Here is a 12,727-nt window from a genome sequence, read left to right as displayed (position 1 = left end):
CGAGGCGGCGAGGCGAGGCTTCTCAGGACCCGGCGGCCGGCGGGAACTCCACCTTCACGGCCTGCCGGTCGGTCACGAAGCGCGGGTTCCAGACGTACAGCCCGAGGTCGTCCCGCTGGGCGCCCTTGTCCACGCCCAGATCGGTGGCGACCCTGACCAGGTAGCTCGCGCCCGCGGGGATGAACTGGTCGCCGTCCTGGGACCGGGGCGCCGGGAACCCGAGGGTGTCGACGACCTGCGTCGTGTCGGGCAGCGTGCACATGTCCGCCGGAGCGCCGGGCTGGGGCATGCACCGGCCCGTGCTCGCGACGCTCGCCGGCAGGACCGAGCGCTTGACGAACAGGTCGGCCGGGAAGTCGAGCAGAGCGGGCCGGGTGCCGGTGTTGGTGATGACGTAGTCGACGTAGGCGAGCGTCGCGCCGTCCGGCGGCGGTGTCCTGTTCCCGGCGAGCGGCTTGTCGCCGGTGCCGGACTCCACCGCGGCGATCGAGTAGGTGTAGCCGTCCGGGGTGGTGAGGTCGAGCTTCGGGCCGGGCTTGAGCTGGGCCAGGGTCCGGCCGCGCGAGGTCCCCGCCGCGGCGGCGTCGGTCCTGGCCGCCGCCACGGTGCCCGGACCGTGCTGGGCGTGGTTCTCGTGCGACCGGACGGCGAAGATCAATCCGGCCACGGCGGCCACTCCGACGACGCCCGTGACACCGCCCGCGATGCCGAGACGGGCGGTGTTCCCGGCCTTCTTCCGTCGATGGGAGCGGTGGCTCGCTGGCATTGATCATCCCGGTTCGGTGCCTGTACGCGGGCGAGTCGCGGCCTCGCGTCGATCGTTTGCAGGGGACAAAAGATAGCAAAGCAGGTCGGGACCGAGAATTACCGCGGCGATGACCATTCGTCAGGGCACCATCCACGACAGAATGGCGCCGGCCTGCAAAAGGACCAGCACGCACATACCGGCGAGAAAGATCAAACTCCAAATGATCACTCGGCGGAAGATGTCGCCCTCCCGGCCGTCCAGCCCGACCGCCGCCGCGGCGATCGCCAGGTTCTGCGGGGAGACCATTTTGCCGAGCACGCCGCCGGAGCTGTTGGCGGCCGCCAGGAGCACCGGAGACAGGTCGGCCCGGCCCGCGGCGGCCACCTGCAGGGCGCCGAACAGGGAGTTCGAGGAGGTGTCGGAGCCGGTCACCGCGGTCCCGAGCCAGCCGAGGATGGGGGACAGGAACGCGAAGAATCCCCCGGCACCCGCCATCCAGGTGCCCAAGGTGATCGTCTGTCCCGAGGCGTTCATCACGAACGCCAGCGCCAGGACGAGCATGACGGTGAGAATCGCCCACCGCAGCTGCACCAGGGTGTCGCGATACGCGCGCAGCGCGCCGCGGACCGACATCCGCAAAACGATCATGGTGAGCAGTCCGGCGGCCAGCATCTGGGTGCCCGGAGACGTCAGGTAGTTCAGCGTGAAGGTCGGCAGGGAAAGCGTTCCACCCGCCGCGCTCTTCAGGTGCAGACCGGGCCACCGCACCGTCTGAGTCGCCTCCCCGAGGGCGTTCTTGACCGCCGTGATCTGACAGACGACGAACACCACGATGATCGTCGCGTACGGCAGGTAGGCGCGCAGGACCTCCCGGCGGTCGTCCGGGCGGGCCACCCGCTCGGCGAACTCCGGCGTCGGCTCGTCCGCCGCGCCGCCCGCCACGACCGCCGGGCCGCTCGGGCGCAGCCGCGGCCGTACCATCGCGACCACCGCCGCCACGGACACCAGCGAGGCCACCACGTCCGCCAGCGGAACCGACACGAAGTTCGACGTGGCGTACTGCGCGACCGCGAACGCCACCCCGCAGACCAGCGCGACCGGCCAGGTCTGCCGCAGGCCGCGGCGCCCGTCGACGATGCTCACCAGCACGAGCGGCACGAACAGCGCGAGGATCGGCGTCTGCCGCCCGACCATCGCGCCGAGCGTGTCACTCGACTGTGACGTCACCTTCCCGAGCGTGAGGATCGGGGTGGCCATCGCCCCGAAGGCGACCGGCGCGGTGTTCGCGGTCAGCGCCAGCACCGCCGCCTTCAGCGGCCGGAACCCGAGCGCGATCAGCATGACCGAGGTGACCGCCACCGGCGTGCCGAACCCCGCGAGGGCCTCCAGCAGCGCGCCGAAGGAGAACGCGATGATGATCGCCTGGATCCGCTGGTCGTCGCTGACCCGCGCGAACGACCGCCGCAGCACGTCGAAGTGACCGGTCTGCACGGTCATCGTGTAGACCCAGATCGCGTTGATCACGATCCACAGGATCGGGAAGAACCCGAACGCCGCCCCTTCGGTCCCGGCCAGGACCGCCTGGCCGACCGGCATGCCGTACGTCCAGACCGCCACGAGCAGCGCGACGGCGAGGGCTGTCAGGGAGGCGGTCCACGCCCGCATCCGTACGACGCCGAGCAGCACGAACAGCGTCAGCAGCGGCAGCGCGGCGACCAGCGAACTCCAGGCGAGGGAATGTGCGACGGGATCCAGCACTTGGCGGAACACGCTCACCTCCGGGAGAGAAACGACTCCTTGCCGATCCCCCGAATGGACGCGTCCAGGACCTCCGCCGTGTGGGCCACCGGGAGCTCCTGTCCCTGGCGGCGCAGCGCGGTGGTGATCTGCAGGGTGCAGCCGGGATTCGCCGCGACGAGCAGGTCCGCGCCGGTGGCCGCGACGTTCCGCGCCTTGCGGTCACCGAGTTCGCTCGCCGCCTCCGGCTGCAGCAGGTTGTAGACCCCGGCCGATCCGCAGCAGATCTCCGGGTCGGCGACCTCCCGGATCCGCAGGCCGGGGATGCCGCCGAGCAGCGACCGGGGCTGCGCGCGGACCCCCTGGGCGTGCCCGAGGTGGCACGCGTCGTGGTAGGCGACCGTCAGCTCGAGCGGGTGCCGGGTGGCGCGCGGCCCGAGCTCGGCCAGGAACTCCGCGAGGTCGCGGGTCCTGGCGGACAGCGCCGCCGCCCGCTCGGCCCACTCCGGGTCGTCGGCCAGCACCGCGCCGTAGTCCTTCATCGCCGACCCGCACCCGGCCGCGTTGACCACGATGACGTCCACGTCCGCGAACGCCTCGATCACCGCGCGGGCGAACGCCTTCGCCTCCTCGGCCCGCCCGCTGTGCAGCGAGAGCGCGCCACAGCAGCCCTGACCCTTCGGGACGACGACGTCGCAGCCCTCCATGGCCAGGACGCGGGCCGTGGCGGCGTTCACGCCGGGGAAGAACTCCCGCTGCACGCACCCGGTCAGCATCCCGACGACGGCGCGGCGCTCACCGCGGGCGGCGACGCGCTCCGGCAGGCGCACGTGCCGGGCGGGCGGCGGCGCCAGGCGTTCCATCGCCGCCAGGGTGGGGGAGACCCGCTCCAGGAGCGGCCCGAGGTCGAGGTGCAGCCGGCGGTACGCGCGCAGCGGCCCGCGCAGCGCCCGCAGCCGCCGCGGGTACGGGAAGACCGCGAAGATCAGCTCGCGCAGCAGCCGCTCCCCGCGCGACCGGGGATGGTCGTCCTCGACCCGCTCCCGCGTCAGCTCGATGAGCCGGTCGTAGCGGACCCCGGACGGGCAGGCGGTCACGCACGCCATGCAGCCGAGGCAGCGGTCGACGTGCTCGACGGTCGACGCGGTCAGCGACCCGCCGCGCTCCAGCTGGTCCATGAGGTGGATGCGGCCGCGCGGCGAGTCCATCTCCTCGCCCCACAGGACGTACGTCGGGCAGGTCGGCAGGCAGAACCCGCAGTGCACACAGTCGTCGAGCAGCCTCCGGAACTCCTCCTCCATCAGATACCTCCGGCGAAGCGGCCCGGCGCCAGCCGGTGCTCGGGGTCGAACTGGTCCTTGACCCGCCGCATCAGCGGCAGCGCCGGAATCGGCCCCCACCGGTCGAGCCGTACGCCCGCCGGTGCCGTGAGCGCGACGGCCGTGCCGTGGCGGCGCAGCCGCCGCAGGGCCTCGTCCGCGCCGTCGGCGGGCAGCGCGACATGCCACACGCCGCGCCCGGCCGACCCGCGGATCCGCGCCGCGCCCTCGAGCCCGGTCGGCAGGCCCTCGAGCTCGGTCAGCAGGTCCGCGAGGGCGGTGGGCAGGGCCCGTACCTCGACCAGGACCTCGCCGTCGGGGAGCCGGCCCCACCAGCCCGGCGGGCCGGCGCCGACCCGGCCGCCGATGAGGCTCCGCGCCGCCTCCGCCCGGGGCGGAACGCCGTCCGGCACGCCTTCGAACAGCGCCGCGACGATGATCGGGCCGGGGCCGTCCACCTCGATCGCGGCCGGTACCAGCGCCGAGTGCAGCAGGGCCTGGGCCATGTCGAGGGCCTGCGCGGCGTCGGCGGCCGTGGCCGAGACGTACGCCGCCGCGCGCGGCACCGGATGCAGCCGGAACGCCGCCTCGACGATCAGGCCCAGCGTCCCGTACGACCCGGTGAACAGCTTGCCGAGGTCGTACCCGGCGACGTTCTTCACGACCTTGCCGCCCGCGTGCGCGACGACCCCGTCGGCGCGGACGACCGTGATGCCGATCAGCAGGTCACGCGCCGAGCCGTACAGCAGGCGCCGCGGCCCGGCGGTCCCGGTCGCCAGGACCCCGCCCACGGTGCCGCCCGGCGGCAGCGGGTCGAGGGCGAGCTGCTGCCGCGCGCCCGCGAGCACCGCGCGCAGGTCGTCCAGGGCCAGCCCCGCCTCGGTCTTGACGACGAGGTCCCCGGCCGCGTGCTCGACGATCCGGCCGAGGCGGCGGGTGTCCACGAGCAGGTCGCAGCCGTCCGGCGGCGCGCCCCAGTGCGTCTTGGTGCCCGTGCCGCGCGGCACGACCGTGAGCCCGTGCCCGGCGGCGGCCCGCATCAGGTCGGCGGCCTCCGCGACCGTCGCGGGCGCGGCGACGTACGACGGTGTCAGGCCTTGTACGGCGTCGCCCGCCTCGCCCGGGCGGACCTCGCACGCCTTCGCGAGATCGTCGAGGGCCGTCATCGAAGAACCGCCGGCAGTGAGTCCGCCACCAGAACAGGCGTCATCAGAACAGGTCCGCCTTTCCGCTCTCCACCAGCGGATGCACGCCCTTGCGCCGTCCGGGGACCTCGCCGCAGAGCCGGGGCGTGGGGTACACCTTGCCCGGGTTGCAGAGTCCGGCCGGGTCGAACGCGCACCGAACCATCTGCATCGTGTCCAGGTCCTCGCCGGTGAACATCCGGGGCATGTGCTTTGCCTTGTCGATGCCGACGCCGTGCTCGCCGGTGATCGACCCGCCGTGCTCGATGCACAGGTCGATGATCCGCCCGGAGACCTCCTCGGCGCGTTCGCCCGCACCCGCCTCCGAACCGTCGAACAGCACCAGCGGGTGGAGGTTGCCGTCGCCGGCGTGGAAGACGTTCGCGACGCGCACGCCGCGCTCCCGCGAGATCGCGTCGATGCGCGCGAGGACCTGCGGCAGCATCGTCCGGGGAATGACGCCGTCCTGCACGATGTAGTCCGGGCTGATCCGCCCGACCGCGGCGAACGCCGACTTGCGCCCCCGCCAGATCAGCCCGCGCTCGGTGTCGTCGGCGGCGACCCGGAGCTCGAACGCCTCTGCGCACAGCTCCTTCACCCGCTCGAACTGCGCGTCCACCTCCGACGCGGGACCGTCCAGCTCGACGATCAGTACGGCGCCCGCGCCGGGCGGGTAGCCGCAGCTCACCGCGGCCTCCGCCGCCTCGATGGACAGGGCGTCCATCATCTCGATCGCGGCGGGCACCACCCCGTCGGCGATGATGGCCGACACGGCCGCGCCGGCCCGCTCCATCGAGTCGAACCCGGCCAGCAGCGTGCGCACGGTCTCCGGCAGGCGCGTCAGCCGTACGGTGACCTTGGTCGTGATGCCGAGCGTGCCCTCCGAGCCGACGAACGCGCCCAGCAGGTCGTAGCCGGGCCCCTCGGTCAGCTCGACGATCTCCCCGTCCGGCGTGACCACCTCGCAGGCCAGGACGTGGTTCACGGTGAAGCCGTACTTCAGGCAGTGCGCGCCGCCGGAGTTCTCCGCGACGTTGCCGCCGATCGAGCAGACCTGCTGGCTCGACGGGTCGGGCGCGAAGTAGTAGCCGTACGGCCGCGCCGCCCGGGTGACGTCGAGGTTGATGACGCCGGGCTCGACGACCGCGCGCTGGTTGGCGGCGTCGACCTCCAGGACGCGGCGCATCCTGGAGGTCACGATCAGCACGCCGTCCGTACGGGGGAGGGCGCCGCCGGACAGGCCGGTGCCCGACCCGCGTGCGACGTACGGCACGCCCGCGTCCGCGCAGGCGCGGACGATCGCCGCGATCTGCTCGGCGGTGTCCGGCAGCACGACCACCCCGGGCGTGGCACGGTGATAGGTCAGCCCGTCGCAGTCGTACGTGGCCAGCTCCGCCGGATCGCTGATGACACTCTCCGCGCCGACGATCTCCCTGAGCCGTTCCACGAGCGCGTCCAGCAGTGCCATACCAGATATCCTCGCCCTTTTTTCGTTGATCGGCGAGGGTCAGGGCATCCGCTCGTACGCCGGGAGGGTAAGGAAATCGGCGTAGTCGTCGGCGAGCGCCACCTCCGTGAAGAGCGACGCCGCGTCGGCGAACCGCTGCTCGTCGAACGCGTCGCCGTACGACTCGCGGATCTTGCCGAGCTCCTCCTCGATGATCCGCTCCACCAGCTCCTTCGTGACCTTCGGGCCGTCGGCCAGGCTCACGTCGTTGTGCAGCCACTGCCAGATCTGGGAGCGGGAGATCTCGGCGGTCGCGGCGTCCTCCATCAGGTTGAAGATGGCGACGGCGCCGTTGCCGCCGAGCCAGGTGGCGATGTACTGCAGGCCGACGCTGATGTTGTTGCGCAGCCCCGCCTCGGTGATCTCGCCCGGCGTCTTGTCCACGGACAGCAGGTCCGAGGCGGAGACGGAGACCTCCTCGCGGAGCCGGTCGAGCTGGTTCGGCTTCTCGCCGAGGACCCCGTCGAAGATCTCGCGGCAGACCGGCACCAGGTCGGGGTGGGCGACCCAGGAGCCATCGAAGCCGTCGTTGCTCTCGCGGGTCTTGTCCGCCCGCACCTTCTCGAACGCGGCCGTGTTGACCGCCTCGTCGCGGCGCGACGGGATGAACGCGGCCATGCCGCCGATCGCGTGCGCGCCGCGCTTGTGGCACGTGCGCACGAGCAGTTCGGTGTACGCGCGCATGAACGGCGCCGTCATCGTGATCGCGTTGCGCTCCGGCAGCAGGAACTGCCGCCCACGGGCACGGAACTTCTTGATGACGGAGAACAGGTAGTCCCAGCGGCCCGCGTTCAGCCCCGCGGAGTGGTCCCGCAGCTCGTACAGGATCTCCTCCATCTCGAACGCCGCCGGGATGGTCTCGATCAGGACCGTGGCCCGGATCGTGCCGCGCGGGATCTCCAGGAGGTCCTGGGCGAGATTGAAGACATCGTTCCAGAGGCGCGCCTCCAGGTGGCTCTCCATCTTCGGCAGGTAGAAGTACGGTCCCTTGCCCTTGTCGAGCTGCCGCCGCGCGCAGTGGAAGAAGTACAGGCCGAAGTCGAACAGCGAGCCGGACATCCGCGCGCCGTCGACGAGGACGTGCTTCTCGTCGAGGTGCCAGCCGCGCGGACGGACGACGATCGTCGCGAGCTCCTCGTCCGGCTTCAGCCGGTAGGACTTGCCTCCGGTCTCGAAGTCGATCGTGCGGTCCAGGGCGTCGCGGAGGTTGAGCTGGCCGCCGACCATGTTCTCCCACAGCGGCGTGTTCGCGTCCTCGAAGTCGGCGAGCCACACCTTGGCGCCGGAGTTCAGGGCGTTGATGGTCATCTTCCGGTCGGTCGGACCGGTGATCTCCACGCGGCGGTCCTCCAGGCCGGGCGCGGGCTTGGCGACCCGCCAGGAGTCGTCATGGCGGACGCTCGCCGTGTCCGGCAGGAAGTCCAGCGTGCCGCCCCGGGTCAGCTCCTCCTGCCGCTCGGCGCGTTCGCGCAGCAGCTCGTCCCGGCGGCCGCCGAACTCACGCTGCAGGGCGGCGAGGAAGCCGAGCGCCTCGGGCGTGAGGATCTCGTCGTGACGCTCGCGGACCGGGCCGGTCAGCTCCACGCCTTGGGGTTCGGACATCGGCGCCATCCTTTCGCACAGTGAAATTATTCTTCTGCTTGATGGAAACGATATTAAGATCGCCGCAGCTCGGTCAACGGGGCCGGAGTACTCCTCCCCTCTCGGGGAAGCCCACACTCGGGACGGCGCCGGCCGGTCCGGAATAAGTAGGTGTGCTCCCGGCGTCGGCATGGGAGCATCGGGGAAGATCCGGCGACGTTCCGGCGTTGACATGGGGGAACATGACGAACTTTTCTTTCGAAGACCCAGAGCAGACCCCGCTGACCGGTGAGCTCGACCTGGAGGACCGGCAGGCGCTGCGGCGTGTGGCCGGCCTGTCCACGGAGCTCAGCGACGTCACCGAGGTCGAATACCGCGCGCTGCGCCTCGAGCGCGTCGTCCTCATCGGTGTCTGGACCGACGGCGACGAGGCTCAGGCCGAGAACTCCCTGCGCGAGCTCGCGCTCCTCGCCGAGACCGCCGGATCCGACGTTCTCGAGGGCATGGTCCAGCGGCGTTCCAAGCCCGACCCGGCGACCTACATCGGGTCCGGCAAGGCGGCGGAGCTGCGCGACGTCGTCATCTCCACCGGCGCCGACACCGTGATCTGCGACGGCGAGCTGACTCCGAGCCAGCTCCGTCAGCTCGAGGAGATCATCCAGGTCAAGGTGATCGACCGGACGGCCCTCATCCTCGACATCTTCGCCCAGCACGCCAGCAGCCGCGAGGGCAAGGCGCAGGTCGAGCTGGCCCAGCTCGAGTACCTCATGCCCCGCCTCCGCGGCTGGGGTGGCAACCTGTCCCGGCAGGTCGGCGGTCGCGCCGCCGGCGGCGTCGGCATCGGCGGCCGCGGCCCCGGTGAGACGAAGATCGAGCTGGACCGGCGCCGGATCCGGTCCCGCATGGCCCGGCTGCGCCGCCAGATCGACGAGATGGGCAAGGCGCGTGACACGAAGCGGTCCCGGCGGCGCACCCGCCAGGTCCCCTCGGTTGCGATCGCCGGCTACACCAACGCCGGCAAGTCCAGCCTGCTCAACCGCGTGACCGGCGCCGGCGTCCTCGTCGAGGACGCGCTGTTCGCCACCCTGGACCCCACGGTCCGGCGGGCCAGCACGCCGAACGGCCGGGCGTTCACGATCGCCGACACGGTCGGTTTCGTGCGCCACCTGCCGCATCAGCTCGTCGAGGCGTTCCGCTCGACGCTGGAGGAGGTCGCCGACGCGGACCTGATCCTGCACGTCGTCGACGGCTCCGACGCGGCCCCGGAGGCGCAGATCGCCGCGGTCCGCGAGGTGCTGCGCGAGCTCGGCGCGGAGGACGTGCCCGAGCTCATCGTGATCAACAAGGCCGACGTGGCCGACGCCCTCTCCCTGGCCCGGCTCCGCCGCCGTGAGCCGCACAGCGTCGTCGTCTCGGCGCGCACCGGCGAGGGTCTGACAGGGCTCCTCGAAGCGATCGAGGAGAACCTCCCGCGCGGCGACCACGAGGTCCACGCCCTGGTGCCGTACGAGCGCGGCGACCTGGTCGCCCGAGTGCACGACCTCGGTGAGGTGCTCTCCCAGGAGCACACCCCCGACGGCACGGCGCTGCACGCCCGGGTGCCGGCACGGGTGGCCGGCGAACTGGAGCCGTACATCACCGCACACGCCTGAGCGATAAGACCGTACGGATGGGTCCGGATGCGGATTCCGCCGTACGGCACTGCCCGGCATAATCGTCCATTTCACGAGTCGGCGGCGGCCGTTTCGGCCGTCGCCGCTTCCGGGGCGGAACCGAGTTCGTGGTACGGAACCGACGATCCGGTCATTCCGTCGTTCGGTACGGCGGGGCGTTCCGGGTGAGGTATCTTCGATGCACCTGTAGCAGTCGGCCGCTGGGGCGGTTTGGGAGCGGTATGTCGCGTGAGGCTGTACAGCGTGGCCTTCCGTGCACTACCGTGACGAAACCGATATTCCCGGGCTCGTTGCTCCAGGTGGTCGGCTGATCACCCCTAATTCTTCCGACTTGGGTCCGTCGGCAATGCCGCCGGCGTAATCGAGCGAGAGCAGGTGACCCGCTGCATGGCGTCCGGACACCCTTCACCGGCGCGCGCCCGCAGAACGGGGCGGTGACGCGATGACCGTGCGTTTGCTGACGAACATCGGTCGGCTGTGGACCGGCACCGATGTGTGCAGCAACGCGGCCATTCTCGTGCACGACGACCGGATCGTATGGGCCGGTCCCGCCTCGGACCTTCCGCAGAGCGTCCCCGGTGTCATCGACGACATCGTCGATGTCGACCACGTCGAGAACCTCGGTGGCGGCCTCGTCACGCCCGGCCTCATCGACGCGCACTCGCACCCGGTCTACGCCGGGAACCGCTGGGCCGAGCTGGCCATGCGCACGAGCGGGTCGACCAACAACGAGATCGTCGCCGCGGGCGGCGGCGTCGCCTCCACGGTCACCGTGACCCGCGGCACCGACCCCTGGACCCTGTGCAACAACGTCCGTGAACGGCTCCGGCAGTGGATCTGCGCCGGCACGACCACGGTAGAGGCGAAGACCGGATACCACCTCACCCGTGACGGCGAGCTGGCCGACGTCCGGATGCTGCGCTCGCTCGAGGAAGAGCCCTCGATGCCGCGCATCCACGCGACGTTCCTCGCCGCGCACATGCTGCCGCCGGAGTACTTCGGCCGCCGCCGCGACTACATCGAGGCGGTCCGCCTGTGGGCCGGTGACGCGGCGGCCGCGGGCGCCGACAGCATCGACGTCTACTGCGACGAGGGTCACTTCACGCCGGACGAGGCCCGCGTCCTGCTCATGACCGGCCAGCGCGTCGGCCTGAAGGCGCGCCTGCACGCCTGCGCCAACGAGCGGGTCGGTGCCGCCCAGGTCGCGGCGGAGGTCGGCTGCGCCTCGGCCGACCTGCTCACCGAGGCCAACGACGACGACATCAAGGCGCTGCACCACGGCGGCGTCGCCGCGACGGTCTGCCCCGGCAGCGCCCTGCACAACGGCCGCACCCCGCCGGTCCGGGCCATGCTCGACCGCGGCGTCACGCTCGCGCTCGGCACCGACCACAACCCCGGCCAGTGCGGCATCACCTCGATGCCGCTGGTGATCGGGCTGTCGGTCGCGATGTTCGGCCTCAGCGTGAACGAGGCGCTCCGCGCGGCCACGCTCGGTGGCGCGGCCGCCCTCCGCGTGTCCGACCGTGGCGCGCTCGTTCCGGGCATGTACGCGGACATGGTCCTGTGGGACGCCGACCACGAGGGCGCGTTCGCCTGGGCCTTCGGCCTCCGCGCGCTCCGCGTCTGGCGCGGCGGCGTCCCCGTCCAGCCGTAAGACGGCAGCCCGGCACGCCGTACGCATGATGCGCCGCCGCCCAGCGACGCCTCGGCACGCTGTCGGCATGCCCCTGCGACCCCTCGACGCGACTGCAAGACGGCCCGCCTCGCCCGCGCCCTGACATACCACCGCCCCGTCGGGCGGGCGGGGCCAGGCCCTCTACGCGTGGCCCTGCGCCGTCGGGCGGGCGATTTCAGGCTCCTACGTGTGGCTCTGCGGCGTCGCGCGGGCGGCTTCAGGCTCCTACGCACGGCCCTGTGCCGTCGGGCGGGCCGCCTCAAGCTCCCTACGCATGGAACTGGGCCGTGGACGGGCGGCCTCAGCGCGCGATGCGTCTGGTGCGTCGGTGAAGTCGGCGCGGCGGCCATGGGGCGGTCGGCGTCGTGCGCCGTGCGTCGGCGCATACCGAAGGCTCGGTGACCGGGGTGACCAAAGCGGACGAACGCCGCAAGTCATCTTCCGGGTCCGGCCTTCACCGGGCATCCTGTCCGGCCGAGTCCGCGTACGATGCGGCTCCACCGTGCTGATCATTTGGAGTCGTCTGCCGTGTCCGAGCGTGTTGGTGAAACCGAGGAGGCGGCGACCGCGGTCGCCCCAAGCCGGCTGGCGGCGTTCAGCGATGGTGTGATCGCGATCGCGGCGACGCTGCTCATCCTCGAAGTGAAGGCCCCGGCCGCCGATGAAGAGGTGTGGCCCGCGCTGCGCCACGAGTGGCCGGCCCTCGCGGCGTACGCCGTCAGCTTCCTGGTGATCGGCATCGCGTGGATCCACCATCACAACCTGTTCCACCAGGTTCGACGCGTCGATCGCGGCCTGCTCCTCCTGAACCTCGGCATGCTGGCGACCCTGGCGTACCTGCCGTTGCCGACCGCCACGCTCGGCAACCACCTCACCGGCGACGACGCCGTCCCGGCCGCCGTCTTCTACTCGGCGTCGGTCCTGGTGACGGCGGTCTGGTTCACACTGCTGTGGAACCACCTCTGTGCCCGGCCGCACCTGTTGCATCCGGGAGGCCGGGAGGTGGCGCGTGAGGCGCGCCGCCGGTCGTTGGTGGGCCCGGTGAGCTATCTCCTGTCCGGACTGGTCGCGTTCGTCAGCCCGATCGGCTCTCTGGTGCTCAACGCCGCGATCATCATTTACTTCGTCGTGGGCCGTCGGTCCCCGGCCGCCCGCGTACAGCGCCCCGCATCGGCGTCGGCCACCGGCTCCGGGGAAGCGGACGCGGAGGAAGGGGCCGAGGCGACGACCTTTTCCGAGAGCTGCGGTCCGCCGCCGGAGCGGCCGTGACGGGGAGCGACGCGCTGAGGCCGGGTTGCGCGGC

At 71.7% G+C, this 12,727-nt stretch carries 9 protein-coding genes; 3 read left to right on the top strand and 6 right to left on the bottom strand.

Annotated features, from left to right (window positions below):
* Positions 1-22: 22 nt before the first annotated feature.
* The 6 genes from AB0L00_RS29240 to aceB all read right to left on the bottom strand — a co-directional run bounded on the left by AB0L00_RS29240 (position 23) and on the right by aceB (position 8,097).
* On the bottom strand, positions 23-766 hold the full coding sequence (locus tag AB0L00_RS29240; protein WP_364440297.1) for a hypothetical protein: 744 nt from the start codon (positions 764-766) through the stop codon (positions 23-25).
* Positions 767-886: 120 nt separating this feature from the next.
* On the bottom strand, positions 887-2,518 hold the full coding sequence (locus AB0L00_RS29235) for an L-lactate permease (RefSeq protein ID WP_364440296.1): 1,632 nt from the start codon (positions 2,516-2,518) through the stop codon (positions 887-889).
* 2 nt (positions 2,519-2,520) lie between these two features.
* Complete coding sequence (glcF, locus tag AB0L00_RS29230) at positions 2,521-3,786, bottom strand: glycolate oxidase subunit GlcF (protein WP_364440295.1); 1,266 nt, start codon at positions 3,784-3,786, stop codon at positions 2,521-2,523.
* Positions 3,786-4,970, bottom strand: a complete 1,185-nt coding sequence (locus AB0L00_RS29225; protein ID WP_364440294.1) for an FAD-binding oxidoreductase — start codon at positions 4,968-4,970, stop codon at positions 3,786-3,788. The genes glcF and AB0L00_RS29225 overlap by 1 nt, the downstream gene beginning before the upstream one ends.
* Positions 4,971-5,013: 43 nt before the next feature.
* Positions 5,014-6,456, bottom strand: a complete 1,443-nt coding sequence (locus AB0L00_RS29220; protein WP_364440293.1) for an FAD-linked oxidase C-terminal domain-containing protein — start codon at positions 6,454-6,456, stop codon at positions 5,014-5,016.
* Positions 6,457-6,495: 39 nt separating this feature from the next.
* Complete coding sequence (gene aceB, locus AB0L00_RS29215; protein WP_364440292.1) at positions 6,496-8,097, bottom strand: malate synthase A; 1,602 nt, start codon at positions 8,095-8,097, stop codon at positions 6,496-6,498.
* 221 nt (positions 8,098-8,318) lie between these two features.
* Between aceB and hflX the strand changes: the two genes are divergently transcribed.
* The 3 genes from hflX to AB0L00_RS29200 all read left to right on the top strand — a co-directional run bounded on the left by hflX (position 8,319) and on the right by AB0L00_RS29200 (position 12,693).
* Positions 8,319-9,728, top strand: coding sequence for a GTPase HflX (hflX, locus tag AB0L00_RS29210; protein WP_364440291.1), 1,410 nt, complete (start codon positions 8,319-8,321; stop codon positions 9,726-9,728).
* 463 nt (positions 9,729-10,191) lie between these two features.
* A complete protein-coding gene (hutI, locus tag AB0L00_RS29205; protein WP_345362160.1) occupies positions 10,192-11,403 on the top strand; it encodes an imidazolonepropionase in 1,212 nt (403 codons plus the stop codon).
* A 549-nt stretch (positions 11,404-11,952) separates the two neighbouring features.
* The gene (locus AB0L00_RS29200) at positions 11,953-12,693 is read left to right on the top strand and encodes a TMEM175 family protein (protein ID WP_364440290.1); all 741 of its coding nucleotides are present in this window, start codon (positions 11,953-11,955) and stop codon (positions 12,691-12,693) included.
* The last annotated feature ends 34 nt before the right edge of the window (positions 12,694-12,727 follow it).

The sequence above is a fragment of the Actinoallomurus sp. NPDC052308 genome (assembly GCF_040679195.1).
GTDB classification, from domain to species: Bacteria; Actinomycetota; Actinomycetes; order Streptosporangiales; family Streptosporangiaceae; genus Actinoallomurus; species Actinoallomurus liliacearum.
This window is presented reverse-complemented; position numbering and strand designations above follow the sequence as displayed.